18 protein-coding genes and 2 pseudogenes are annotated in these 26,917 nt (G+C 38.4%); 4 read left to right on the top strand and 16 right to left on the bottom strand.

The features are described from left to right. Window positions 1-277 precede the first annotated feature (277 nt). Both VB732_RS29880 and VB732_RS36050 read left to right on the top strand, forming a co-directional pair. Window positions 278-1,345: pseudogene (locus VB732_RS29880) on the top strand (ISKra4 family transposase). A 63-nt stretch (window positions 1,346-1,408) separates the two neighbouring features. Further along, window positions 1,409-1,537: a YgjP-like metallopeptidase domain-containing protein gene (locus tag VB732_RS36050; RefSeq protein ID WP_416235785.1), complete on the top strand. Its 129-nt coding sequence runs from the start codon at window positions 1,409-1,411 to the stop codon at window positions 1,535-1,537. 50 nt (window positions 1,538-1,587) lie between these two features. On the opposite strand, the gene VB732_RS29875 is transcribed toward VB732_RS36050, so the two are convergent. The 3 genes and pseudogenes from VB732_RS29875 to VB732_RS29865 form a co-directional block, all read right to left on the bottom strand. Then, a complete protein-coding gene (locus VB732_RS29875) occupies window positions 1,588-2,328 on the bottom strand; it encodes a DevA family ABC transporter ATP-binding protein (RefSeq protein ID WP_323234487.1) in 741 nt (246 codons plus the stop codon). A 120-nt stretch (window positions 2,329-2,448) separates the two neighbouring features. After that, a pseudogene (locus VB732_RS29870) lies at window positions 2,449-2,784 on the bottom strand (FtsX-like permease family protein); the annotation flags it as partial. Window positions 2,785-2,806: 22 nt separating this feature from the next. Next, window positions 2,807-3,481: a TetR/AcrR family transcriptional regulator gene (locus tag VB732_RS29865; RefSeq protein WP_323234486.1), complete on the bottom strand. Its 675-nt coding sequence runs from the start codon at window positions 3,479-3,481 to the stop codon at window positions 2,807-2,809. A gap of 240 nt (window positions 3,482-3,721) precedes the next feature. On the opposite strand from VB732_RS29865, the gene VB732_RS29860 reads away from it, so the two are divergent. Beyond that, the gene (locus tag VB732_RS29860; RefSeq protein WP_323234485.1) at window positions 3,722-4,582 is read left to right on the top strand and encodes a sterol desaturase family protein; all 861 of its coding nucleotides are present in this window, start codon (window positions 3,722-3,724) and stop codon (window positions 4,580-4,582) included. 87 nt (window positions 4,583-4,669) lie between these two features. Here VB732_RS29860 and VB732_RS29855 read toward each other — a convergent pair whose 3' ends face one another. After that, window positions 4,670-5,170: a class I SAM-dependent methyltransferase gene (locus VB732_RS29855; protein WP_416235784.1), complete on the bottom strand. Its 501-nt coding sequence runs from the start codon at window positions 5,168-5,170 to the stop codon at window positions 4,670-4,672. Between the two features lie 262 nt (window positions 5,171-5,432). Between VB732_RS29855 and VB732_RS29850 the strand changes: the two genes are divergently transcribed. After that, window positions 5,433-6,896, top strand: a complete 1,464-nt coding sequence (locus tag VB732_RS29850) for an ISLre2 family transposase (RefSeq protein WP_323234483.1) — start codon at window positions 5,433-5,435, stop codon at window positions 6,894-6,896. A 183-nt stretch (window positions 6,897-7,079) separates the two neighbouring features. Here the strand turns inward: VB732_RS29850 and VB732_RS29845 are convergent, their stop codons facing one another. The 12 genes from VB732_RS29845 to VB732_RS29790 all read right to left on the bottom strand — a co-directional run bounded on the left by VB732_RS29845 (window position 7,080) and on the right by VB732_RS29790 (window position 26,815). Next, window positions 7,080-7,475, bottom strand: coding sequence for an SAM-dependent methyltransferase (locus VB732_RS29845; protein WP_323234482.1), 396 nt, complete (start codon window positions 7,473-7,475; stop codon window positions 7,080-7,082). Window positions 7,476-7,548: 73 nt separating this feature from the next. Continuing rightward, window positions 7,549-9,303 (bottom strand): ABC transporter ATP-binding protein, encoded by a 1,755-nt coding sequence (locus tag VB732_RS29840; RefSeq protein ID WP_323234481.1) that lies wholly within the window; start codon window positions 9,301-9,303, stop codon window positions 7,549-7,551. A gap of 16 nt (window positions 9,304-9,319) precedes the next feature. Beyond that, window positions 9,320-10,465 carry an ABC transporter permease DevC gene (devC, locus tag VB732_RS29835; protein WP_323234480.1) on the bottom strand — a complete coding sequence of 382 codons (1,146 nt, stop codon included), beginning with the start codon at window positions 10,463-10,465 and terminating at the stop codon, window positions 9,320-9,322. A 13-nt stretch (window positions 10,466-10,478) separates the two neighbouring features. After that, window positions 10,479-11,810 carry an HlyD family efflux transporter periplasmic adaptor subunit gene (locus VB732_RS29830; RefSeq protein ID WP_323234479.1) on the bottom strand — a complete coding sequence of 444 codons (1,332 nt, stop codon included), beginning with the start codon at window positions 11,808-11,810 and terminating at the stop codon, window positions 10,479-10,481. Between the two features lie 43 nt (window positions 11,811-11,853). Beyond that, window positions 11,854-13,245, bottom strand: coding sequence for an amidase (locus tag VB732_RS29825; RefSeq protein WP_323234478.1), 1,392 nt, complete (start codon window positions 13,243-13,245; stop codon window positions 11,854-11,856). A gap of 330 nt (window positions 13,246-13,575) precedes the next feature. Further along, window positions 13,576-14,778 carry an SDR family oxidoreductase gene (locus tag VB732_RS29820; protein ID WP_323234477.1) on the bottom strand — a complete coding sequence of 401 codons (1,203 nt, stop codon included), beginning with the start codon at window positions 14,776-14,778 and terminating at the stop codon, window positions 13,576-13,578. A gap of 9 nt (window positions 14,779-14,787) precedes the next feature. Beyond that, complete coding sequence (locus tag VB732_RS29815; RefSeq protein ID WP_323234476.1) at window positions 14,788-15,573, bottom strand: SDR family NAD(P)-dependent oxidoreductase; 786 nt, start codon at window positions 15,571-15,573, stop codon at window positions 14,788-14,790. A 202-nt stretch (window positions 15,574-15,775) separates the two neighbouring features. Then, entirely contained in the window at window positions 15,776-17,122 is a 1,347-nt protein-coding gene (locus tag VB732_RS29810) for an aspartate aminotransferase family protein (RefSeq protein ID WP_323234475.1), read from the bottom strand. Between the two features lie 242 nt (window positions 17,123-17,364). After that, a complete protein-coding gene (locus VB732_RS29805) occupies window positions 17,365-18,987 on the bottom strand; it encodes a PfaD family polyunsaturated fatty acid/polyketide biosynthesis protein (protein ID WP_323234474.1) in 1,623 nt (540 codons plus the stop codon). A 20-nt stretch (window positions 18,988-19,007) separates the two neighbouring features. Next, window positions 19,008-20,159, bottom strand: coding sequence for an amidinotransferase (locus VB732_RS29800; RefSeq protein ID WP_323234473.1), 1,152 nt, complete (start codon window positions 20,157-20,159; stop codon window positions 19,008-19,010). An 11-nt stretch (window positions 20,160-20,170) separates the two neighbouring features. Next, entirely contained in the window at window positions 20,171-24,382 is a 4,212-nt protein-coding gene (locus VB732_RS29795) for a beta-ketoacyl synthase N-terminal-like domain-containing protein (RefSeq protein ID WP_323234472.1), read from the bottom strand. Window positions 24,383-24,388: 6 nt separating this feature from the next. Next, entirely contained in the window at window positions 24,389-26,815 is a 2,427-nt protein-coding gene (locus VB732_RS29790) for an SDR family NAD(P)-dependent oxidoreductase (RefSeq protein ID WP_323234471.1), read from the bottom strand. Window positions 26,816-26,917 lie beyond the last annotated feature (102 nt).

The following is a 26,917-nucleotide window of genomic DNA, read 5'->3' as shown; positions in this document are numbered from 1 at the left end:
TGCATTTGTTAAATGACTAAATTGTGGCTTTCCTCGCGGCTTGGATTGTAAATTCCCTTCAAGTTTTTGTTGTTTTACAAGCTTTTGAACTAAACTTTTTGAGACGGAAAATATGTTAGCTACTTTTCTGATTGAAATGTTTTTCTGAAGATGTGCTGCAACTATTTTTTCTCGAAGATCGACAGAGTATGACTTGGGAGCATCTCACCTTTGCAAATACAGGTGTAATTTTGGGAAAATAGTTATACTGGCAACAAGAGCGGCAAGTGCAATTACTATGAACCCTGAAGACTTCCAACGTTTGGAAACCTGTTTGCAGGAAGCAGCAGAAATTCTTTATCGGAATACGTCAACAGAAGAGTTGACAAGCTTTGAGAGTATAGAAAAAGCAGTAAGGACAAAGATGCTAGAGCAAGTCAGTCCAAAAATTGCTTTTTTTTTATCAAACAAGTCACAGGAACAGAACTTGGCAGAAAACGAGTAGTCAAGAGCATTGTGGGTAAGATAACAATCACACAGAAACAGGCACAAGTGTTGGGGCTAAAGCCTTATAGCCAATTAAGTCCACTGTTTGAGAAAAACTGTCTGCTGTTGAGTGGAAATGAATCATTTCAAGATAGTGAAAGAGACATTGAAGCATTGACCGGGATAACAGTATCTCACAGCACGTTACAACGATTAGTACAACGAATTGAGTACTCAGAACCAGAAACTCTTCAAGGAGTATCAGAGATCAGCATTGATGGAGGAAAAGTCCGCTTGCGTTCTCAAATTAAGGGCGTGGAAAGTTACTGGCGAGACTACAAAGCTGTTCGTCTGCAAGGCATTTATTACGGTACATTCTTCCAAGACAACCTGTCTTTGACAGATTGGGTTAATAGTCAACGTCTTCTTTACCAAGAAAGTCTGCTTGGGAGATGGTCATGATGGGGTGTGGAATCTGTTTCAGGAAATTGGCACTCAGCAACAAAGGCAAGAAATTTTAGATTGGTATCACTTGAAGGAAAACCTCTGCAAGGTCGGTGGCTCAATCAAACGTCTTAAAGCCGCAGAGAGCCTCCAATGGCTTGGTCTGGTTCCGGAAGCGATCGCTTTATTTGTTGATTTGAAAAAAAAGCCTGCCCAAAATTTCATCAACTACCTCAAAAAGCATTCAGAACGAATCGTTAACTACGAATATTTTTCTTCTGAAGGTTTCTGCTCTATTGGTTCTGGTGCTGTTGAATCTGCTGTCAAACAGATCGGTAAGCGGTTGAAAATTTCTGGCGCACAGTGGAAATTGGAAAATGTTCCTCGAATGTTACAACTTCGATCTGCTTATCTCAATGGTCAACTTGCTTGCTGATATTTTTGCAAAGGTGAGATGCTCCCGTATGACTTCATTGTAAAGGTATTTATATTTTAATTTATTGTACCTCATAACAGACGCAAGTGCTGTATTCGTATTCATAATCATTCCCCAAGCTTTTACAAACTCTTAGAAACCATCATTCCAGACTGGCAAACTCGCAAAGATTACCTCAATACTCGCATTTAACTACGTTCCGTGGAGTCAAATAAGCGGTGATTCCGAAAACAGTTGGTCTTTTATCTTTCCATCTCACTAATGGTCTTCAACTGACCATCTTCCATATAAATGATGCGATCGGCAATATCGAGGATGCGGTTATCGTGGGTAACTAGCAAAATCGTACAACCTTGTTCTTTAGCTAGCTTCTGCATTATTTCTACGACATCGCGCCCAGATTTTTTGTCGAGTGCAGCAGTGGGTTCATCTGCTAAGACAATTTTAGGATGGCTAACTAAAGCACGAGCGATCGCAACCCGTTGCTTTTGCCCTCCAGATAGTTTCTCTGGATAGTAATCGACACGATCTCCTAAACCGACAGTTTCCAAAATGGCGATCGCTTTGGCGTTGATATCCTGATTGAGAAAATCGTCATGTAACTCTAAAGACATTAGTACATTTTCTCTAGCCGTCAAAAAAGTCATCAGGTTGTGAGCCTGAAAAATATAGCCGATTTGGCGGCGTAGCTTAGTTAACTGCTGCTTTTTGGCATCAAAAATTTCCTCTCCTAAGATTTTGAGACTACCTTCTTGGGCAGAACGCAATCCACCCATCAGAGTCAACAAAGTACTTTTCCCCGATCCAGAGGGGCCAGTCATAATGACAATTTCCCCTGCCTTAATCTCCAAATTAATGTCGAATAATATTTGTTTGCGAAGCCCACCTTCACCAAAATAATGGTTGAGGTTACTAACAGAAATTACAGATTCTAAAGTAGAAAGTGTTGAATTGGAATTCTCTGGTAAAGATTTTTGCAACATAAGATTTTATAGGGCATTAGATATGGAGCAGATAATTCCTATTTCTTGTAGAAACGCAATTCATCTAATTCTTGTAGAGACGCGATGAATCGCGTTCTATACAGACGTAATTCATCGCGTCTAAAAAACATCAGCAGGATCAGCAGATCGTAACTTCTGTATTGCGATCGCACCAGAAACACCACACATAATCACGGTCAAAATCCAAACCTTGAACGCCCGATCCATTTTCATGAAAATAGGAAGCATTGTCGCTGCATAAGTGACTTGATACAACCCAAAAGAAAGAATGAATCCAGACAGAAGACCTAAGATAGCCAATAACAATGCTTCTTGAATTAGAACTCCCAAAAGATAGTTATCGGTGTATCCCATTGCTTTGAGGGTGGCGTATTCTGGCAAGTGATCAGAAACATTAGAGTAAAGGATTTGGTAGACAATCACGATACCAAATAACAAACAGCGCATTGACGATTCCTCATTTCACCCCGATACCTATCACCTGTGTTTCTTGAAAGTTACAAGGCATATAGCTAAACAGATAACTCAACGTTAATCGCTTGATTTCTGCTATCAGCCGTTGGCGGAAGCTTGGCTCTTGACTTAGAGACAACCAGAGCAATGTGCCGATCGCTTTTACCAACACAAAGGCGATCGCCTCATAATCAACAGGCTCTAACTGTGAATAGTGTTGAGATAAGGAAATGGCTAAATCCTGAATCAATTGGGTATCCGCAGCGGTTTCGATCTCCTCCAGTTCTGGCACTTTCCCCTGTACCTGCATAAAGATGGCATGATAGCCTGGATGATCGGTAAAAAATTGATTAGTGGTATCAATAATCTGCTCTACATAGGTTTTTAAAGGCACCTTTGTCATTTCATCTGAGTCTAACTCTGCAAAACGTTGGTGCAGTAACGCTGTATAGCGTCGGGCTAATGCTAGCAAAATTGCCGCCTTATCGGGGAAAAACTGGTAGAGCGATCCAATGGGAACTTTAGCACGACTGGCGATCGCGTTCGTTGTCGTAGCATTATAGCCCTCTGTAATAAACATCTGTTCTGCTACATCCAAAATCTGATTTACCCGTTCCTGGCTCCGGGCTTGTCGTGGTTTACGACGCATTTCCAAGGATTTTGATGAATTGACAACCATTTGCTTGATCGATGCCTCCCCCAATAGATGAGCATTGCTCACATTACTCTTGACATCATATGAGTATTGCTCATATTATATAAAAGTGAGTGATGCTCATATTTTAACTCTAGACCGTTCAAATTCGCAAACCTCAAAATGAGAGTTCGTGAGGGAATCATCTGGATTAATTGGAAGTTTCTTACTTCGAGCTTCTATCAATCGTTTGGTTTAATTTTTGCACAGTTGAGGAACGCAGACATGAATAGTGACATCTTACCTTGGCTAACTCAGCATTTAGAAAAATTTTCCACGCTCATGTTAGTTATTATCTTAGTTGAGATTCCGATTGATTTTGTCGCTTTTCAGCAACGAGAATATAAAGAAACTGCGGCAAATTTTGGTGTTGGGATTGTCCATGAAATTCTCAGCCGTGCCATCGCTATTGTGTTAATTTTAAGTGGATTGTCTTTTTTCTCCACACTAAGTCCCTTGAGAATTCCAGTGAATATTGGGACTATTTTGTTAGCAATTTTGATTGCTGATTTTATATATTACTGGAATCACGTTACTGAACATCGTATTCGCTTCTTTTGGGCATACCACAGCGTGCATCACAGTTCCACTGATTTCAATCTCTCTGTAGCGTTGCGATTATCGTGGATTGAAGATTTCATCTTGTGGATTTTTTACATTCCAATGGTGCTGATGGGATTTCATCCTTTGGTCGTTCTGCTATCCTTGGAGATTGTAGGACTATATCAGGTGTGGATTCACACTCAAAAAATTGGTCACTTGGGCATTTTAGAGGAGTTCTTGAATACACCATCTTTACATCGAGTTCATCATGGTACAAATCCACAGTATATTGATAAAAACTATGGTGCTATTTTGTGTATCTGGGACAAGCTATTTGGCACATATCAACCTGAGCAAGAGAAAGTTATTTATGGACTAACAAAAAACATTGGTACACAAAATCCAATCAAGATTAACATCGTTGAGTATCTGAGAATTTGGTCAGACATCAAACAGTCCCGAAATTTAAGGGAAGTGTCGAACAGCCTTTTTGGTTCATCGATATCGAAATCGCGTCAGGCACGATTATCGAATATTGATTAGAAAATCTACTAATATTTGATGAAGTTATGATTGCCAGATTCATTTTACAATCATAACTTCCTAAAACTTTCTCATAATAAAAATCACTCAGCAATCATTTTCACAAGAAATAAATTGTAGTGTTAATTTATTATTTTTAACTCCTTCTAGCAGTAGATAAGTAATCACTGGCACCAGCAAACTTACTAATAAATATGAGAAAATACCGTAGTTTACACGTACATATTCTTTGACATTCCTGTAATTTTCATCTTTTTCATATTCAAAAGTTTTCATCATGGTATTTTTAGTTACATCTATGCTATTAATTCCTATAAATCCAGCATTGCTTAACATTTCATGATAATCATCAATTCCTATTAAATGTTTGCTTTCAACCATTTCTGTAGCTACCTCGTATAACAGCCAAGAATATGGTGTTTCTAACGTATAGTCTGAAAAAACTAAATAACCTCCTGGCTTCAAAACTTCTTTGATTTTGGCAAATAAAGTCTTTTTATCTTTAAGATGATAAATTGCCTCTATACCGAGTACATGATCAAAATATTTAGCAGGAAAACTCATAGCTAAAGCGTCCATTTGATGCACATGAACTAAATGTGGGAGCAACGCGATTTTGTGAGGTGCGACAAAAAACAAGCGATGCCTGCGGCGGGCTGCGCCTACGCTAAAAATTAGCTTCAGTACAAAATAAATATTGACTACGTTTGAGATAGTATTAATACTGAGGTAATTTGATGTTCTATTTTATGATGTGAAGATGACTCGTGTTTGTGGCAAAAAAAAGGTAGGATTCCCAAAAAGTAAAGGTTTTGATATCTAACATCAAAACAAGGAATGCCTACACAGAATGAAAAATAGTATATATTCTACCTTTGATTTAAGCAGTTCATTAAAACAGTTTCAAGGAAAAGTTACGAAACTTTTAGAACTAACGAATATATCAGAATGGGATGGGCGCGTTTTCAGAGAACGTGAGAAAAAAATTAGAGAAGTGACCCTAATTTTGGCAGGAGAATGTACAGCCTTGTTGCTCCATAATCTGTCAAAATCTCAAGAGTTTTTGGATAAAGCAGAACAACAAACAAGAGGGTGGTGGAAAGCAAGCACAAAAAAGCATGGTTATAAAAAACGACAAATATTAACAGTTGGGAATGTCGAAGTAAGTTTGAAACTACCGTATATAGTTGAACGTCCAACTCAATCAAATAAAAATAATAAATCTTTACATGAAGGTTTTTGTCCCTTCTTAAGATATTTGGGAATGTCTGAAGGGCTAACCCCTGCTATCTTATCAACAATTACCAAATACGGTGCAGTTGCTGGCTCATTTGAGGCAGCGCGGACAACATTAATTGATTGGGGTATAAATGTTAGTCTAAAACGCATAGAACGGCTAACATATTACTTTGGTAAAATTGGCATAAATTTACGTGAATCGAAAATCACAAGTTTAGAACTTGGCAGTTTACCGACAAATAATGTCCTGAAAGACCAGCGTGTTGTCATCGCTGTAGACGGAGGTCGTACCCGAATTCGGATTAATAATAAAGGTAGGCGTAAGGTTAAGAGTAACCGTGTAGGCTATACAGGAGAATGGGTTGAGCCAAAGTTATTAACTATTTATGTAGTGAATGAGCAAGGTGAAAAAATTAGGAATGGAGAGATTCCTATTACCAACGATGGGACTTATGCAGGATTTGAAGGATTTTTACAAATCTTAGAGATGTACTTGGTTAATTTAGGAATTAGTCAGGCAAAACAGGTTTTATTAATTGCCGATGGTGCCGACTGGATATGGATACATATTCCTCGGTTATTAAAAAAAATAAACTGCCCAACTCCAACTTATCAGTTATTAGATTTTTATCACGCCGCATCACATTTACAAGACTTCGCTGATGCTGCATTTAGCACAAAAGATGAACGCCACCAATGGTTTAAAAAGGCGAGAAAAACTTTAAAGAAAGGTCAAGCATTAGGTTTAATGAGAAACATGGATGAATTTATTTACGGAGCGAGCGGAGAACGGTTGAAAATTTTAGTACGAGAGCGAAATTATATTTTAAAAGCTTACCGACGGAGACTTTTAAAATACAACGAAGTTTCATCTCAAAAGCTCCCTCTTGGTAGTGGCGCAGTTGAAAGTTTAATTCGTCAAGTTGTTAATTTACGCATGAAAGGTAACAGTAAGTTTTGGCTTAAAAATCATGCCGAAATCATGTTACATCTTCGATGTCAATGGATAGCTAAAACTTGGGATAATTTTTGTGATTCTATATTTAATTCGTTTATCAAACCTCAAAGTGCTTGATAAATTTTATACTTCAATTCGGCATTTAATTGATTTTCTGCCATAATTGATACCAAGCCTTAAAGATTTATTGCAGATATATTTGTCAATAATCGTCAAATAACTTACTAGCAATCTTTTTGAGATATCTCATAAAGATAATTTTTCGTGCAATTACGTATGTTAATTGCAAATAAAATCACCTCATGCAGAAATATAAGTTTTAGCGATCGCTGGTTTTTGATCCGACCTCACAAAATCGCGTTGCTCCCCTAAATGTTCTAGATTTTGATTTTTTACTGCTTCTCTGGCTTTCAAAATATTAGCTTCAACTAAATCAACAGCATGAACAGAACATTGAAAATTCTGGGCTAGCCACCTTGCAGTTTCTCCAGTTCCACATCCTATTTCGAGGATAGTATCACCTTGCTTAATTGGTATGAGCTTTGTTAGCTCTTCAACGTAGCGTTTTTGAGCTAAATCTATATCTTGCACATCAATATCCGGTGTCCAATACCCTTGGTGGAAATGTTGCAAATTTCCTTGAACACTTACATATATATCAGATGGAATTAGTTGTTGAGTTGTTTGATTTAGCATTGTTTGTCTCCTAATTCGTGAGTGTTGATTTTTTCAAACTTAATGTCATTAATCCAAGAAGCTCGAAATGAGATTAATTAATACTCAGATGTGCCTGAGTTTTCCACAATCGATAATATAGTCCTTCGCGTTGGAGTAATTCTTGATGAGAGCCTTGCTCTACAAGCCTTCCCCTATCAAGAACAAAGATGCAATCTGAGGCGATCGCACTGACTAAACGGTGTGTCACAGAAATTAGGGTTCGGCCTATCGCTAAACGATTGATGGTTGTGTTGATAGCCGCTTCCGTTTGTGGATCTAAGGAGGCTGTGGCTTCATCAAGTAAGAGGATAGCTGGATTCCGTAACAAAGCTCGGGCGATCGCAATTCGTTGTCGCTGACCACCTGAAAGTTTACCCCCTCTATCCCCAACGATTGTGTCATAGCCCTGAGGCAAACTGAGGATTGTATGATGAATTTCAGCTGCTTCGGCAGCTGCTTCTATATCTGCATCAGCTGCATCAGGATTACCTAAAAGAATATTTTCTCGAATAGTTGTATTAAATAAAAAGGAATCTTGGAAAACTATACCTGTATGGGATTGAAGGGAAGCTTGAGTAACTTCTCGAATGTCATATTTATCAATTAAAATTGCTCCTTGATCGGGTTCATAAAGACGAGTTAACAAATTCAGAATCGTACTTTTACCAGAGCCACTCGGCCCGACAAAAGCTACAGACTGCCCGATCTTAATTGTCAAGTTAATGTTGTGTAAGGTAGTTTCTTGACCAGAATAACTAAAGCTAACATTTTTCAAAGCAATTTCTTGCTGAGGAATAGATAACCACACTGCTTGGAGATGATCGACAATCATCGGATGTGTAGTAAATAATTCTTGAAGACGTAGCATAGAACTATTCGCCTTAATTATGTTAGGAAGTTGTTGAGCTAAAGCATCAGCAGCAATGTTAACGTTAAATAATAGACTAATAAATCCCACTAAAGAGCCAACAGTCAAATTCCCTTCAATTGCTAAAAAAGCCCCAAATACTACAATTAATACTTGAATAAATACAATATTTAATAAAGAAAATCTTCCCAACAAAAAACTGATAAAATTACTACGTAAACTACTAGTTAATAAAATATCAAGCTGTTGACGAAATCTCCCTAAAATGAAATCTTGTAATCTAAAGTTTCTAATTACAGCTTGAGCATTAATTGTTTCTTGGACTAAACTGATAACTTTAGCTTCATCTTGCTTACGTTGATAACTTGCTTGAGTTGCTTTTGAACCAAATAGTTGAGAACTTAAAGAACCTATTGGCAATGCTATCCAAGTTACTAAAGCTAGCCGCCACTCAACAACAAACAGCAGCAAAGCACTACTAAGAAACAAAAGTACATTGTAGAAACTCACCGGAATATCAATTGTAATGACTCTTTCTATATCAGCTAAATCTTGAGTAAAATTCGATAAGACTTCACCACTTTCAGTCTCAGCAAAAAACCTCATAGTTAAATTTTGTAAATGATGGAGCATTTTTAAACGTATATCTCTTAAAACTTTTGCTCCAATCAAAGAACTTAAATAATCTTGACTAATCCCAGCAAAACTATATATTAAAAAAGCAACAATCAATATACTTAATAACACGAACAAAAAATGACTATCTTTTTGATTAATCGCCCGATCAAAAATTAGTTCGTAAACAAATGGCAAGCAAATATCAAAAACTAGTTGAAAGACACCAGTAAAACATAATAGCAATGTTTGAGTCCAGTATTTTTTTAACAAAGCACTAAAAAACTGCCAAAACCATTTAAATCCATGAATTGAAATGCTCATAATTAATATCTAAGTATTAGAAACAGTCGGCCGGGTCAGCAGATTTCAGCTTATTCATCGCAATTATTCCAGAAACACAACACATAATTATTGTAGAAACTAAAACAACTATTGATTTTGTAGCAGTCATAAACATAGGTAAACTTGTAGCACTGGCTGTTAATGAATACAGCGAGATAGAAATAAATACCCCCGGCAAATATCCTAAAAATGCTAAAATAACTGCTTCCTGGAAAATGACAGCTACAAAATATAAATCTCGATATCCCATTGCTTTTAAGGTAGCATATTCAGATAAATGATCGTCTACATCTGTATAAAGAATTTGATAGACAATTACAATGCCTACGATAAATCCCATCGTAGTACCTAAGAAAAAAATAAACCCAATAGAAGTACTATTTTCCCAATATTGTTTCTCAAAATCCATAAATTCTGTACGATTTAATACCTTGATAGTTTGCGGAAGAGATTGACGTAAAGCCTGTTGAGTTGTCAACAAGTCTGCTTCCGGCGTGAGTTTAATTACACCAATCTCTATGGAATCTCGATGACGATTAAAGATACGTAAAAAATTTAAATCACTTGTCAAAACATTCCCATCTGCACTAAAAGAAGTGCCGAGACTAAATAATCCAGCTACTTTAACGCGTTTTCCTTTTAATTCTGTGATAATTTTTTTACCTCTTCTAAATTCTTCCGCGACGGCGCCAAATTCCGGACGAGATTGTTCATCGAATAAAACCACATCCTGTTCTTTTAATACTTGAATATTTTTTGATAAATTGAGAAAGTTAAAACTTTTATACTGAGGATTTATGCCTAAAACTAAAATAGCACGACTGCTTTTATTAAAAGGATTTTTCCAAAAAGCAAATTCTAGATAGACAGGACTGGCAGATTCAACACCTCTGACAGCAAGAGATTTATATAAATATCTTCTCGAAAAACTTTTCATGGCTACCAGAGAATTTGATTGGGGATTTATCAAAAAAATATCCCCATTTAAACGTTCATGTAAAATAACAGAACTATCAAATAAAGCATCGAGAAACCCTAGCTGCATAAACATCAAAATATCAGCAAAACTGATGCCTAAAACTGCAACCAGCAAACGAACTTTATTATGAGTTAACTGTCGCCATGCTAGAGGTATTTTCATAAAAAAATAACTTTTAGTTAAGTGGATGCAACAAAATTTTTACAAGAACTTGAGAGTATGTTAGACGCGAAACTCGCTGACTATCTTGAGCATTTAAGTGAATTTCTACCTCAACCACTCTAGAATCAGTATCAGATGCCGGATCGGTTTCTAAAATATTTTGCTTGGCAACTTTTAAACCGATACGATTAACTTTGCCTTTAATTTCACCGGTGAAAGCATCATTTTCACTATTAATGATCGCTATTTGTTGAGGGCGAACTTTGCTAATATCGCTTTCATATACTTCTGCTATAACTACCATGTTTTTAGTTTGTCCAAGCTCCAAAATGCCTTTTTCGGCATTCACATACTCACCAGGATGGCTATAAATTTTCAAAATTTGTCCTGCTTGGGGAGATTTAACATAGGTTAAAGCCAAATCCTCCTGTGCTTGTTTAAGATTAGCCTTGGCTTCTGCAACTTCTTCTGTTGCTTTTGTGACATCTACATCTCGGACATCTAGTAGTCGAGCTAAATTGGCTTCTGCTTCTTGAATTAGCTTATTTAAAGTTTCTTGAGTTTCTTGAAAATTAGCAGTTTTTTCAGTGATTTCTTTGTCTAAAACTTCTACAGTTTTCTGGAGATTAATTTTTGCTTCTACCAGTTGTTGTTGAGCAATTTTCAGATTTAAAAAACGTTGGTCAAACTCTGATTTAGCGATCGCCCCATTTTGCAAAAGTTGTTGATAACGAGCAAAGGATATATTAGCATTATCTAATTCAGCTTTTAAACGATTGATTGTAGCTGATTGTTCTTGTTTTTCTCTGGCTAATTGAGCTTGCAGTCGAGAAACAATAGCTTGCTCAGAAACTAATTTATTTTTTAACTCAGCTTTTAATCGTTCTACTATAGCCTTTTGAGCCTCAATTTCTCCTTGTTTAGATCCGGCTTTGACAATTTCTAAATCAGCCAAAGCAACTCTAACGGCTGCTTGATTGCGCTCAACCGCAGATTTTTGGAGATCGTGATTATCAAGAATAGCGATAATACTATTGGGTTTAACCCAGTCGCCTTCTTTGACAAACAAACGGATAATTTTTGCACCACCTTGATAAGCAGGAGCAGATAGTTTGATGACATTTCCTAAAGGTTCTAGTCTTCCGACTGCACTTACTGATTCTATCGGATCTATTTTATTCTGAGAAACAGGAGATGGGAGTGAAGCTGTTTTTGTTTCACTCCAATACAAAAAATAACTCGGAATAGCGCCCAAAATTGCTAAACCCATGATTAAAGGAAGAACTAAACGGCGTTTTTTTAACGCCGAAAAGAGATTTTGCAAATTATGTTTTTCCTCACCCATATTTAATGATTTTAAATTAGAGAATTACTCGGTTATTTAAATTTTAACTATATACCAAATTTTCTAAAATTGCACCTACTGTTAATAGCAAATTTTCAGAAAAAGGAGGTGCTACTAACATTAATCCTATTGGTAATCCTGAATCTGTCATTCCTATGGGTAACGATAGAGCGCATAATCCAAGAAGATTAACAAGACGTGTATTCCTTAATGACAACAAATTTTCTGCCTGATATTTTTGACTATCTTGCTCTAATTCATTAATCACAGGTGGAAGACTGACAACTGTTGGCATCAAAACTACTTGATAATCATGGGTTCGTTGTAAATATTGCTGTTGCAGTATATATAGACCTTGATGCACTTGCTCAATGTCACTTTTATTTAGTGTTGCTCCTAAAGAAAATCGCTCAAATATATCTGGCGAAATACATTCGGGATTGGCCTCTAAAAATTTCAACCAGTTTTGGCTGGCTTCATAGCTGACAATATTACCTTGACGATTAATTAGCTCACAAACTTGCTCAAATTCAACAATAGCATCACTGTGAATTTTAATTCCCTTTGTGGCTATGTTTTCGATGAAAGTTGTCAATTTTTCTAATACTTCCTGATTAATTTGCTCCCACACCGTTGTTTGACAGACTAGTAAATTAATATCTGCTAGTTTTAAGTGAGATAAATTAGTATTCTCAGTGCGGGTGAATAAATTGTATAAACTTGCTGCGTCCTCAATAGTCCGAGTTAAAAAACCAACCGTGTCTAAAGTTTGACTCAGAGGAATAATTCCTTCAGTTGGTAGCAAACCAGCTGTTGTTTTTAACCCGACTAAATTATTCCAAGCAGCAGGAGTTCGGATTGAGCCGCCTGTATCAGTTCCGATCGCAACACAACATAAACCTTTAGCAACGGCGATCGCTGATCCAGAAGAAGATCCCCCTGGAACCCTCTTTTTATCAAGGTCGAAAGGATTACTAGGGGTGCCAAAATTAGGATTAATACCGAGTCCAGAAAACGCTAATTCTGTCATATTTGTTTTTCCCAAACAAATCAATCCAGACTCGACAGCTATTTGATAGATGACAGCGTTTTCAGTAGCAATTTTGTCTTGAAAGACTTTTAATCCTGCTGTAGTTGGTTTTCCCTGGATATTAAAATTATCTTTCCATACCAGAGGGATACCATCATACCAAGAGAGCCGACGATGCTCTTTGGCTCTTTGATAAGCCGCTTGCGCTGCTTGTAAGGCTTCTTCTCGATAAATCTCGATAAAGATCAGGTCTTTTTCTGAATCTCGATCAATTTTATCAAGAAAATACTCAACTAAGTGCCGAGGATCTAGTTCTTGATTATTGATCTGCTCACCAAGTTTTTGTATGCTTAGATGTTCCAAAGCACAAAACTTGTTCTGTACTCCAATTTTGGCAATTGTCATTTGTCATTTGTCCTTGGTCATTTGTAAATGGGTAATATAGTTTGGTTGAGAGCATCCCAATGCAAGCTTAAACCTTTTCCCTCACCCCCAGCGCCTCTCCCAAAGACTACCGTGTATACATAAGAGCTTGTCATGTAACAATCTTGCTTCTTTTGAGCTAGAAATGCTTTCTCAGTAAGCTTTCTAGATAATAAATTGTGAAAGTTGTTTCTTGACAGGCTCTAAGTCAAATTACCCCCCTTAATCCCCCCTTATAAAGGGGGGAGACTGGAAATATATGGTTCCCTCCCCTTTATAAGGGGAGGGTTAAGGTGGGATAAAAATTGTAAATTAGCATTTTTTGATAGTGGCAAAAGACTGTTCTGAAGGAGAAACAATAAAATTATTGTCAATACAGTAATTGAGGTATTTTGACATCAACTCTGGATTAATAGGCGGACAAATAATATTGGCTGGAGACAGAATTTGTTGGGCTTTAGATGTGTCAACCTCAACGGTTTTTAAGCCAGGATCGGAAGAAACTAAAGCTTCTAAACCAATAACATATTCTAGAAACAGCATCAAGTTGGTGAAAGATGAAGAATAAGGCTTACCATTTTTTTCTACAGAATTAGCTCTAAATAGCGGCAAGTATTCTTCTAATGGGAGAATTTTCACCTTGTAACCAAACTCTATGAGAGAATTAGCAAAACCGTACATTAATTTAAAATCTGGGTTGCACAGATGGAAGGTTTTTTGCTCGGCTTCGGGGTGGTGGGCAAGATAGAGAGAGGCTTGGGCTACATAATTAACTGGTGTCAAATACAGAGGGTCACATCCAAAAAAGAATAAACCTGTATCTGTAATTGATTTGATTATTTCATAATAAATACTACGATTGGTTGTTTGGGTTAAAGGATAACAACCTGTTTCACTATCACCAAAAACGTCTCCTAGACGAACAGTAATCCAACGCAAGCCGCGTTTACCAGCTTGTTGAATGCGTTTTTCTGCTTCCCATTTCGTTTTTTCATAATCTTGGTATTCAAATTTTTGTCCGATCTCCAGATGATTTTCTTTAAACACAAATCCAGAATCAAAGGCTTTGCTTCCCATGACACTATAGCTAGATGTGTACAGCAAAGGAATTTGACCCGCTAGACAAAAATCAATGATTTCTTCAGTGCCTTTGACATTAATTTCCGCTAATTGATTATAACTGGCGATCATACTGACATTAGCAGCAACATGAAATACTTGATCGATTTGCTGTAATAGTTGTTTATACTTGTCATTTTCTACAGCGAAGCGTCGTTTTGTTAAATCTCCTAAAATGGGAATAACTCTAGTATTAAATAAGTCTGCTAATTGATTGTTTGGGTCATAAACCTGCACTAATTGGGCGAGGCGTTCTTTGGCTCGATCTACTTCTTTGCCTCTAAGTAAACAGAAAATATTGGCTTGTGTAGAGGCAAGGATTTCACACAGTATTCTTGCACCAACAACACCAGTAGCGCCAGTCAATAAAATGTTTTTGGGATTGCGAAAATTCATTGTTAATAACTACTCCATGAGTGTGGTTTCAACAGTACCAATTTGTAAAGCGCCATCTAGGGTGAATACAGTGCCATTGAGATAATCTGTTTGGCAACTGGCGAGAAATAAGACTAATTCGGCAACATCTTTAGGGCTACCCAAACGGCGAGCTGGAATAAAATCAACTAATTGCTTTTCTACAAATGAGGGGCCTTTGGGTTCAGCCTGGTCTAACATATTAGTTTGAAAGACACCAGGAGCGATCGCATTGACACATACTCCAAAAGGAGCGAGTTCTCTAGCCCAAGATTGAGCAGCTGCAATCATCCCAGCTTTGGAAGCAGCATAAGCAGAGGCTAAGGCTGCACCCCAAGTACCTGCAATGGAAGAAATATTGATAATGCGGCCAAATTTATGTTTGACCATATATCTAGCGAAGATACTGGTACAGTAATATGTGCCTAAAAGATTAATTTCAAAGGTTTTGCGGACGCGATCGTAACAATCGGAAAATAAGATTGGGGTACGCTCGAAAATCCCGGCATTATTGACTAAAACTGCAATCTGTCCGTTTGGAAAGCGCTCGCTGATATCTTCAGCCGCCTGACGAATACTATCGAGATCGGCAACGTCCATGATTAACAATTGCAGATTCTCTGCATCTTGAGTATAGTCTGGCAATTGATAGAGTCTTTCTTTGCAAGTATCCGTCGCGGCTACATAAAAGCCTTCTTTAAGTAAGTAACGAACGATTTCTCGTCCAAACCCTCCTGCTGCACCTGTGACTACAGCAATTTTGGGGACACTGTTCATGGTTTATTTTTCCCAATTGCGATCGCTTTATATTTGTTTTTCCCCTTTTTCTCCAGTTGTCTGTCCCATAAGTTTTGCAAGGTTTGTAGTGAGCGATTTATCGCTCAATTTTAAGCACTGAAGTGCTTACTACAAACTTTTATAACCTTTCATAATTAATGGGACAGACTACTAGTACAGAAAGGGAGAATATGCTGGAAGTCTAAGCAGCTAGACTATTCCCTTCAAACAACGAGAGCAGTTTCTTAACTTCAGCCATAGTGTCACCAATTCTGTCTCGGAAAAACTGCACATCGGATTCTTCCATTAACAGATTGCTATAAAAGCGAGAAATAGGAGAAAACTGAATGCCATACTCTTTACACAGTCGAGTAATCAGAATATCACGCAATTTGGTGTTGTCATCATAGCCTTCTGGCTGTGTTAAAGGTTCTGCTTGAGAATGAAACACTAAAATATTCGGGACTCCCTGAACCACCATCGGAATATCTACCGCTTTCGCTGCTTCTACCAACGAGCTACCGATTTGGAATAATAAATTGCTCATTCTTTTGTAAGCTGAGGGATCGCTCTCGATAAGTTCGATATTAGCCAGGATTGCAGCTAATCCTAGAGGGTAGCCATTAAACGTCCCTGCATGGATGACTTTTTGATCGACATAGAGTTGCATGACTTCTTTTTTACCAACGATCGCAGACACAGGTAAAGCACCACCTGCTAAAGCTTTACCAAAGACTGTAATATCTGGTGTCACACCCAATAACGACTGCGCTCCGCCTAGAGCAGTTCTAAAACCAGTAATCACTTCATCGAAGATCAGAGTTATATGATGGCGATCGCATAGTTGTCTGACACTTTCTAGATAACCGGGTTTGGGTAAAATCCCACCGCCATTAATACAGATGGGTTCCATAATGATCACCCCAATCTCATCGCCATAGCGATTCACTAACTGTTCTAAGGCGGCAAAATCGTTCCAAGGAAGCATAAATGACTGGTCTTCCATAATATGGGGAGCGCGTCCATCCGTTCCCAAAAAATCACCTTCATAAGCCATTGGAGTTGGATAATCAGTTGATTGGGGTTTACCGCCCATAACATTATCAGCATTCCCGTGATAGTGACCCCGAAAACGGACAAACTTTGGTTTACCCGCATAAGCACGTCCGAGTCGGATGGCATTTTGCACGGCTTCTGTACCACTCAGACAGAACCGCACCATCTCTGCACTAGGAACATAATGAACAATTCTTTCGCATACTATCGGCTCTAAATCACATTGGTCTACTGATAGAACCTTGTCCATGTAATCGATTAACTTAGCATTGTAAGCTTGATTACCATGTCCAACCATTAAAGCCCCAAATTTACAAAACAGATCGAGATGTTCATTACCGTCCACATCCCAAACACGAGATCCTCGTCCTTTATTAAAAGGAATGATTGTATCTTTGCCGGAGTAGCGAAAATTATAGTGAACTCCTCCTGGCAAATATTTTTTCATTTGTTTAATCAGTTGTTGTGATTTAACGAATGTCAACTTGGCCATGATTTTACCTCTAAATTGATCAAAAAAGTGGAGAAAATTGTTTTCAGACAGCAGAATTCAGGAGTCAGGAGTCAGAATTAATGAGTCAGAATAGGTTCTCTGCCTAGCTTTGAGAACCTAGTCTTCAGTCCCTATAGCAATCCTATTTGAGTTGTGAAAATTCTCATTATGGTCGTCCTTAGTTAATTGTCCGTGGTCATTCGTGATAACAAATAACAAATAACAAATGACTACTATATTTGTTATAAAGTCAGCCGATAGGTTTTATAAAATGGGCTGAGATTGATACCTAATCCATTGATTAGATGCAGTCGATATAGATAAGCGGCACCGCGCATTAAATGATTGGCAACATCAACAACTTGGCGGTTTTCTGGCTTTTCTAAATACGAGCCTTTCACCCACTCATTAAACGCACCCATAGCTGGGCCACACCAAATTTGATAATCCATTTTGCGTTCTTCTAATCCAGCTTTAGCCCAAGAAGATGATTTGCCTAAATACCATCTAAACATGAGAGACATCTGATGCTTGGGATTTTTCAGAGCTTTTTCAATTTGAGATGGATCTCGCTGTTGAAAAAATTCTCGGGTTTCATTCCACACGGTATGCAAATCCTTGTGAAACATTTCCTGTTCAATTTTTTGTCTCTCTGCGGCTGGAATATCCTCAATGGATTGATATTTTCGGTAGATTTCATAGAGTTTTTGCGCCCGGATGGGGTAAAAAGTTCCCCGTTTGAGAACTTGTACTTTTACCCCCATTTCAAACATATCCGCCGCCGGTGTCATCATCACATCTGCCATATCGACTTGGGCGAGTAAGTCTTTGACGGTTGCAGATGTGCCTGACTCTAGACAGGCTTGATTGACTGAGCCAGTGACAATGTAATCTGCTCCCATCGCTAGAGCTGCTAATGCTGAACTCGGAGTGCTGATTCCTCCTGCTGCACCGATGCGGGTGCGTTTTGTATAGCCATACTCTTGTTGAATGCGATCGCGCAAGGCTTGGATCAATGGCAGCAAACACACTAACGGGCGATTGTCTGTATGTCCGGCAGAATCGGCTTCTACAGTGATGTCGCTGGCGATCGGCACTAAACGCGCTAAAAGCGCTTGCTCGGATGTAATTGCTCCCTGACTCACCAACTGATTTAATAAACTCTCCGGCGCTGGCTTTAAAAATTGCTCCGCCACTTCTCGTCGAGATATTTTGACAATAATGTGATTGTTAGCAATAATTTCTCCATTGCCATTACGAGAAAGCCCGACAGCCCGATAACGAACTAGGTTAGGAGATAAACCCATAAATGCAGAAGCTTCTATCGTCCTCACCCCATACTTGAGATATAAATCTACACAACTTTTTTCTAATTTGGGGTCAGAAGGACTGTGGATCAAATTAAACGCATAAGGCGCTTCTCTTAATTCAGCTTGGATTGCTTGAATGGCTGCTTCAACTTGCTTGAGTGGCAAACCTGCTGCTCCAAATGAAGCGAGATATCCTTGTTTACCTAATGTTTTTACCATTTCAACCGAAGCAATTCCATTCGCCATTGCACCAGCATGGTAAGCAAACCTGGTTTGATGATCGTTTTTAAACTCATCATTACCAATGGATTCCGGTTTTAAAGATGGAATAGAGCCTAGACAATCGTATCCAGTTGTTGATAATTCACCACCTTTGGCTAAAGCAATTCCCGCAGCGGTTTTCAATAAATAAAATTCCGCGTCTAGATTATGCAAATAACGATGAATTTCTTCAGCTTGGGTGATAATTGATTTCTCTGAACCTTGCCATTTTAAATGGGTGTTAGAGACATTTTTTTTGAGGGAAAGCCAATTATTATATTTGGTTAACAGCATAGTTTTACTCATTTACTTGGTTAAAAATAAGACTGTAAAGTGCCACGTCTTCTAACATCTAATGTCGCACAATGAAAAGCTCCACCAAAGGGATTAAATTGCAAAAAATCACAAACAATCGGTTTAAATCCCCAATCTTTTAAAGCTCTAATAGTTGGCTCTTGAGTCCTTTCACAAATAACTCTTTCTTCATCCAACATCAAAACATTCATACTCAGCCACATACTACATAAAGCAGCCGTTTCATTAAAGAATCCCCGATTGACAATCACTGGCTCTGGAGCAATTAAAATGTCCCAAGATTTCAGAATTGCAGGTAATTTTTTCACATCAATATATTTGGGATTGATCATGACTTTACCCGGAGCTAGAGGCATAAATGTCGTGTCAATATGCATTGGTTGTTTGGAATGAGTTTCGATAATATGAATCCGATATTCATTCCCTAAATGGTTCTGCAACCAATCAATTCCCGCTTGATTAGTGACATTGCTTTTTGTTACAAAAATATCTCGCCCACAGCGTACAAAATCCGCAGCATCAAAAACAATTTCGGATTCATTAATAACATAGCGCATCGCTTCTCCATCTTTAGGAACTTTATAATTTTTGTCATAAAGCGTATCTAAAAGCGGCGGTTTAGGGGCTGAAGTCCATTTTGCTCCTTGTGCAGAGTATTCCTTAAATAAGGAATAATAAGCATGATGCTCATAATAACGACTTCTCCAAGACATCGGAGCTTCAATAATTTCATTCCCAATGACTATAAAACAATCACGAGGACAAGCTGAACACATTCCTGGAGATGACCAGTTCGGCGTAGCATATTTTTTGGTGTGATCGATAATATCAGGTCGTCTAACTTTAACTCCTTCGGCTTCTAAGATATGAATAAATTCATCTAATTCTTTTTGTGCAGGTTCAATTCCCCATTTGTGAGAGACTTTATTTCCACCAATCCAAAATAGAAGATTGTAGAACTTCTGGGGAATTCCTCCTAGCAAAACAATATGTTGGCGAGGATGTATGGATTTTTCTAAACGACCAACAATCACTTCCTCTAAAAGATCCCATTCATTATAAGAATTGACAACACCATTATTTAAATCTGAAGATTGTTGTTTTTGTAAGGTATTTGCATGAGAGTTGAAAGTAGTCTTCAAGGTATCCATGATTGATTATCCTAATTATATGCTTGCATTTTTACTGCTAAATTTTCACAAATGCCAATGATAGTTCCGTCTAATAAAATTTCGGCAACGACAATGATGTAAGGCTGATGGGAACTATTAATTTCTTTGACTGTAACTCTAAATTGCACTTTGCTATGTTTGGGTTTAACTTCCCCTCTAAATTTGGCTTTACTTTTGCCAATATGCGGCACCCATGTTGCTTTAAATTGCTGAAATTGAGTATGTAATCCTAAATAATACATATAGAATAGAGCAACTTGATTACAGCCTTCTACTAACATAGTTCCTGGCATAACTGGATCGTTTTTAAAGTGAGCCTTGAATACCCAATGTTCTGGATTTATATCGACCTCACCGACAATTTTTCCTAACTGCCATAAACCACCTGCTCTTTCTACCTTTAAAATGCGATTAATCATCAGCAATTGATGGCTAGATAGAAGTTGATCGATGGGATTTGCTAATTGATAAGCAGATCCAAAACAATCAGCAAAATTTCCTGCCTGTAAAGCTTTAATGTCTTCATCCTGAAAATAATCTTTGTCGCAGATTAAGGGTGGAGAAAACGTTGTAATATTAATATTTTCTGTTGGGGAAATCTTAAATTCTGGTAAACCTTTAGGTTTCTGTAAATCTGTTTCGGAAAAATACCCAGAATTAGCATTTATCCGCAATAATTGTTGATCTCTATGATAACAATTATATGTATATTGTAGCAGTATAATTTTATTTGTTTTAATTATTTTATTAATAAATACTTCTCCTCGGATTGTCTCTCCGGCTTGGGGAAGTTCTCCTAAAACCTCAACCTCACTATCAATCGCTCTGTATCGTAACTTGCCTTTGAATATTAAGTCACAACCGATATAACTAAGAGCTAGCAGCAATACATGAGACGCTTCAAAGGGAATAATTCCTGTGAGAACCTGATGAGCAGCAAAAAATGTATCAGCAGGAATATCATACTCCCATTCAATATAACAAGGCTCTAATTTACCGCGTATTGCTGTCATTTTAGTGACGCGACTAACAAACATAAAGGGCGGTAAAGGCAGACGAGTCCGAATAGGATAAGTATCTACCTCTTGATAGTAATCTCCTAATACACTAGCAACTTTTCCGGCTGACATTTCCAAGATTTGCTGAAAATCCCAAACATTTTTTTGAATTTGCTGGTTCGACTTAAGTTGACTAACTGCAATAGCTGGGCTTAACAAACTATCAATTAAATTACCCTGTTCTTTTGGTAAGTCAGGACTGAGTTTTTCTTCAACTAATAAAGTCGGCATGAAAACTTTGTTAGATGCTAATTGATTGCTCAAGTTTTGATAAAATGCCTCTTGAACCTGAAGAAATAAAATTTCTAACTCCTTGTTGATGATGGACTGTTGGTTAAAAATAGTCTGTTTCCGGCTCAAGTGAGAATATGTAGTTGACTCGTTATTGGTAGCGACAATCAGAGGCGGCTTATTTGTTTGAACTGGTTGCAGCTTCAATTCTGGGAAATTAGCTGTTTTAGACAAAATAGTTTCCATGCGCGTAGACCCACTGTATATAGTCTTGAATAATTGTTGTGTAAAAGTTTTTGATACGGGTTCTTTGGAATCAGCAACAAATGCTTGATAGTGGCTTGCTTGTAAAATTAAATGAGCAGAACTTCCATCTTGACTAACTTCATTAATGGCAGCAAAGCTTTGTGATTGATGATTGGGTAAACGACGGTGATAGAGCATCAAAGAGGTTTTAATCAGACTACATAGACTCGATAAAACAAAAGTATTACCGATGGAGTTTTTAACCGAGCCTACTGATTGAGTGCTTAAAGAATATAACTGGTTAAGTTGAGTAATTTCTTGCTCATTTTGTGGCGCAAGGGGATTTTGACTGACCTCTAAATATCCGACATTTTCAGGACTGATTTGGGCTTGGGCTAATGCTTGTTTAGCTGCTTGAGCAACTGAGTTGTTCTGATGGCTTTGTATAGCGAGGGCTTCTATCGTGGCATAGATTTTGTGTCCTAATTCGTCTGCCTCATTGGCTTTTTTGAAAACTACAGCAGCAGCTCCTTCGCCAAAGGTGACAGAGTTATTAAGAGAGTAAGAATTTTTGCGCCATTGTACTTGTTCCCACCCACCTGCCTGATCGATCGCTCCTACAACAACTGCATCAACTTTCCCCAGCTCTAGCAAAAACTTAGCTATCTCGATCGCCTTTGGTACTGAACCTTCTTGGGCTGATACAGTCAAAGCTGGGCCTGTAAAGTTCCATAAAGAGGCGATGCGACTAGCTGCTAGATTGCCAATTCCGCCGGTGATTCCTTCTAGGTAAAAACTTGGTGAAATTGAGCCTTTGAGCAGAGATTCTAAGGTGTCAATTTGCTCCGGTGTGAGATCGAGTTTAAGCCGTTGGACGCTCTCTCGCACATACCAAGGCATATTCAGTCGAGTGATACTGCGATGGGCAGTCAGATTCATTTCCATCGCCACGATCACAGCCGTATTACTAAAGCGTTCTTCTTTTTTAAATCCGGCATCGTGTAAAGCGCCATCGGCGATTTTCATCATTAACAGGTGATCAAACAAAAGAGAACTGACTTGATTTGGCGGAACTTTGTAACGTAAACAATCTAAATCAAACTTTTCTAGATAAACTCCTGGTGGGGGTAACTCGTCTAAGGTGTCCTCTGCTCCGATCCACCGACAAGGGGGCAAAACTTGCTTGAGTTCTTGCTGTGTATAGAGGGCTTGGCTAAAGGCCTGGATACCTTCTACCGAACCTACATGAATGTCCATACCGATGATCGCTAATGCACTTGTCTGTTGGATGTGATTCTCTGAGGTTGCCTGCAAGATTTCCGGGTTATACTCTCGTAAAATTAAATGTGCATTAGTCCCACCAAAACCAAAAGCATTGATGCCGACTCTCTTCGGTTGATGGTTTTGTGGCCATGGGGTAGGGGTTTGTAGTATTTGTGCAGTTGTGATGCTTCCTTGATCAGAGGCGATCGCCTCCTTAATGGCAATGGTAGGAGGAATTGTGCCTGTTTTGATTACCCAGATCCCTTTAATCAAGCTAACCATACCAGAAGCGGTCAGCAAGTGGCCAAAATTTGCTTTATTAGCTCCCACCTTGGCGGTAGTTTTTTTAGCTTGAAAAAACTTTTCTAAGGTGTTGAGTTCTGTTTTGTCTCCGACAGCTGTGCCAGTGGCATGACATTCAATATAGTCTGCTAATGGGGTTTGGCGGTAGGCTCTTTCCAGGGCTAGGTATTGCCCTTTCTGAGAGGGATTAAGGATATGTTTACCTGCGCCATCGTTAGATAAACCAATATTTTCAATGACTGCATAAATGCGATCGCCATCTTTTTGAGCATCACACAGCCGTTTTAAAACAAATATCCCAGCTCCTTCACCAATCTTAATTCCCTCAGAGGATTTATCCAGGGGAATACTTTTACCTTGGCCGGGAAAGGCATGGAGAACATTGAACCCATGCAAAACGTGAAGACGTTCGGGGCTACAGACTGCCCCTGCTAACATCATCTTTGCTTGACCTGTATTGAGGTAATAAGCAGCTAACTCCATCGCATACAAAGAAGTGGCACAAGCCGCATCAATGGCAAAACGCGTTCCTCCCAGTCCTAAGCTCTTACAGACTACATCCGTGGGGCCACTGGCTGTGATGGCGTTTTCTGGGGCAATTTGTAAGTTTTCTAGCGGAGATTTAAACGAAAAGTTAGGAAAGCGAAGCAGTTTTTTGACAAAAAATTCCAAGGCTTGTAAGTGCATTGCCGAAAACAATCGGCTAGAGTATTCTGTGCCAAAGGAGAGATTGCCTAAAATTAGCCCTGTTTGGCTTAATATCTGTTCTTTGTCGCCATAACCACTATCTTTTAAGGCTTCTTTAGCAGCGTAGAGACAGAAATGATAAATGCGATCGAGTTGATTGAGCTTTTCTGCGGGGGTTCGATAGCCATGCGGATCAAATTTAAATCCTCTTAAATAGCCATGTTTGGTGTAGCAAATTTTATCGGGAGTCCCTACTTCGGAATGATAGAAAATTGATGGGTTTTTACCTGATAAATCCTCTGGTGTCAGTTCCGAAGTGACATCTCGACCTGCCATGAGAATATCCCAAAATTCGGCGGGGTTTTTGGCTTCGGGAAATAAACAGCCAATACCGATAATAGCTATCTCACTCATTATTGACTAAGCCTCCTTTTCCCAAAATAAGGTTGTTAATTTTTGCAATAAATGGAAATGTACCTGATGCCATTTCATAAAAATATTTCCCTGCTGGTCATGAGCAAAAATGTCAACAACTAATTGAGTTTGATTACAAGAAATAATTTCGGTAGTCACATAAAAATCTTGCTCAAAACTCAGAGGATAAAACTGTTCTACTTTTTTGACTGCGGTGGGTAAGCAACCTTGCTTTAAATGCCAATATGTCCAAATCAATACATTATGTAGTTGCACATCTGCTACATAAGGATTAAAAGAATTAACCGCAAACTGTCCTTGCTGCTTTAAGTCAATAGATGACAAATTACACAGCGAAGTAATTTTCTGTTTATCGATCTGTAAAACTTTGCGTACACCTTGGAAAGCAGAACCATGAAAAAGACATCCTTTCTCTCCATATAAATTATCAATTTGACTATTTGAAGTCGCATCTAAATCTAGATCGGAGTAAATCGGCATCTCTCCCCATTTTTGAGCTAAAGCGATAGTTCCTTTGTAATGATGAAATTCTCGAATTCTCTCTTTAGCCGTACTGCTAATTTGGACTGAGTATCGGAACAAATCATTGTCTATTTCCAGAAGAGTTAGACGTGATGTGCAGTCAAAATCTGCTGAATTAGCAAATCGAATTCCTTTGAGAATATTAAAATCACTGATGACTCTGACTTGATAATTAGATAATTGATCTTCACAAGATTTCGCCATCCAGTTCATCGCACAAGTCATCGGTAAAACAGCAGAACCGCCAATTTCATGATCTTGTAAAAAAGGATTTTCCGATGTTGTTAACTTTCGGGTATATTCGTCTTGGTGTTGTTGTTCTAAAGTGTAATTACTTGGAATACTGAGTGAGCCAGTAATTACAATCTGTTGAGCGGGATGATTTTTAGCAATCCTTAACTCATCTCGACAGAATTGCACACCTACGTCCACAGGAATCAGATCAATCCCCTGCTCTTGATAATATTTTTGTAGCAGCGGATTCATCATTCCCTTTTCCCAAGGTCCCCAATTAATAGCCGTAATTTGTATTTGCGGATAAAGAGAGGGCAAAGTATATGCAAATTTATTCAGGATTTCATTAGCTAGGGCATAATCGGTTTGACCTGCATTGCCGAAATAACTAGACACGGAAGAAAATAAAAGAACCTGCTGCAATTTTTTCACATTTAGTACAGCTAGTAAATTTTTTAAACCGATGATTTTGGCATTGAATACTTGATGCCAATCCGCTAAGGTTTTTTTCTCAATTCGCTTATCAGCTAAGTTACCTGCTCCGTGAATTATTCCTGTAATCGTTCCTAGTTGTCGTTCAATATCTGGGAGATGTTTTTCGATTTCGGCTTTTTGAGTAATATCGATATTCTCATAAATAGCTTGACCACCGAATTGTTTGATTTCTTCTAGGGTGTGGCGAATTTCTCGTTGAGAAATCACTGCACGTAATATCTTATTAACTTCTACAGGAGTGGAATGTTGACCTTGTTGAGCTAGATATGCAATCAGTCGTTGTTTTAGTGTTTGCTCATCTGTACAGTTATCAGCCCATGCAGGTTCAGAAGGTGATAAAGAAGTGCGTCCTAACAAAATGAATTTCGATTGATAAGCTTTGGCTAATCCCAGGATGCAATCAGCTGTAATTCCTCGCCCTCCACCAGTGACGAGAAATACACTTTGATGGTTTGGCTTGTTTTCTTGAGAATAGACGGCTTTAGCCTTTTCTAAACAGAGAGTCATGCGCTGTTTTTGAGTGCGTCCGACTTCAACTAAACCCGAATCAGAATCGGCAATTTCTTCGATAATGCTCTCAATAGCTGTGTCTAGTTGTAGTTGTGGACTAATATCTAGGCAACGACAATGCACATTTGGCCATTCTCTGTGTAAGGCTTTGACTAATCCAGATAAACCGGTGCCAATCACAGAACAAGCTTTTTCCCCAGAAGTAGCCAATTCACCATCGACTTGAGTCACTGTGACAAAATAGCTTCTGTAATCAGATTTAGTCCCACGATTGAGAGCAGGTTTGAGATGTTTAGCTAGAAAATAAACAGCTTGAACGATGTCTATATCTTCTTGTGGGAGTAAATCTTCACACGATGTAGCTGTTCTAGGCGACGGATGAGTATGAATAAACCCACCGATTGCACCAAATTGACTTTGAATGGTTTTGAGGGTTGTTTGTAAATAGGCTTCTGTGGTTTCGGTTAAAGCAATCATATCCGTCGAGTTTTCTGTGGTTGTGGGAAGGGAAGGAAACTGTAAGACAACCGTTTTTTGTCCTTGCTCTTGTAGCTTGTTGGCTAGAGCATACCCCAGCCCACTTCCACCTTCTGTAATTAGCCATATCTGCCCTTGAGCTAAGGCGATTTGGCGTTGGTCAGGTCGGCTCAAGCATTTTTTTTTACAAGTTGGCGAGTAATGCCATTCGTTTCTGAATAAGTTTCAACGGCGATGGATACAGTCGAAGAGACAACTTGTTTGATGTAATCGACT

The sequence above is a fragment of the Nostoc sp. UHCC 0252 genome (genome assembly GCF_034931145.1).
In the GTDB taxonomy this organism is placed as follows: domain Bacteria; phylum Cyanobacteriota; class Cyanobacteriia; order Cyanobacteriales; family Nostocaceae; genus Nostoc.
The sequence above is the reverse complement of the archived record's forward strand: the minus strand, read 5'-3'. Positions and strand labels throughout refer to the sequence as shown.

Bases quoted from the DNA above. Each gene is read 5' to 3' on its own strand.
- VB732_RS29875 (WP_323234487.1), bottom strand. From the start codon at position 2,328: ATGTTGCAAAAATCTTTACCAGAGAATTCCAATTCAACACTTTCTACT.
- VB732_RS29865 (WP_323234486.1), bottom strand. From the start codon at position 3,481: ATGGTTGTCAATTCATCAAAATCCTTGGAAATGCGTCGTAAACCACGA.
- VB732_RS29860 (WP_323234485.1), top strand. From the start codon at position 3,722: ATGAATAGTGACATCTTACCTTGGCTAACTCAGCATTTAGAAAAATTT.
- VB732_RS29850 (WP_323234483.1), top strand. From the start codon at position 5,433: ATGAAAAATAGTATATATTCTACCTTTGATTTAAGCAGTTCATTAAAA.
- VB732_RS29845 (WP_323234482.1), bottom strand. From the start codon at position 7,475: ATGCTAAATCAAACAACTCAACAACTAATTCCATCTGATATATATGTA.
- VB732_RS29840 (WP_323234481.1), bottom strand. From the start codon at position 9,303: ATGAGCATTTCAATTCATGGATTTAAATGGTTTTGGCAGTTTTTTAGT.
- devC (WP_323234480.1), bottom strand. From the start codon at position 10,465: ATGAAAATACCTCTAGCATGGCGACAGTTAACTCATAATAAAGTTCGT.
- VB732_RS29830 (WP_323234479.1), bottom strand. From the start codon at position 11,810: ATGGGTGAGGAAAAACATAATTTGCAAAATCTCTTTTCGGCGTTAAAA.
- VB732_RS29825 (WP_323234478.1), bottom strand. From the start codon at position 13,245: ATGACAATTGCCAAAATTGGAGTACAGAACAAGTTTTGTGCTTTGGAA.
- VB732_RS29820 (WP_323234477.1), bottom strand. From the start codon at position 14,778: ATGAATTTTCGCAATCCCAAAAACATTTTATTGACTGGCGCTACTGGT.
- VB732_RS29815 (WP_323234476.1), bottom strand. From the start codon at position 15,573: ATGAACAGTGTCCCCAAAATTGCTGTAGTCACAGGTGCAGCAGGAGGG.
- VB732_RS29810 (WP_323234475.1), bottom strand. From the start codon at position 17,122: ATGGCCAAGTTGACATTCGTTAAATCACAACAACTGATTAAACAAATG.
- VB732_RS29805 (WP_323234474.1), bottom strand. From the start codon at position 18,987: ATGCTGTTAACCAAATATAATAATTGGCTTTCCCTCAAAAAAAATGTC.
- VB732_RS29800 (WP_323234473.1), bottom strand. From the start codon at position 20,159: ATGGATACCTTGAAGACTACTTTCAACTCTCATGCAAATACCTTACAA.
- VB732_RS29795 (WP_323234472.1), bottom strand. From the start codon at position 24,382: ATGAGTGAGATAGCTATTATCGGTATTGGCTGTTTATTTCCCGAAGCC.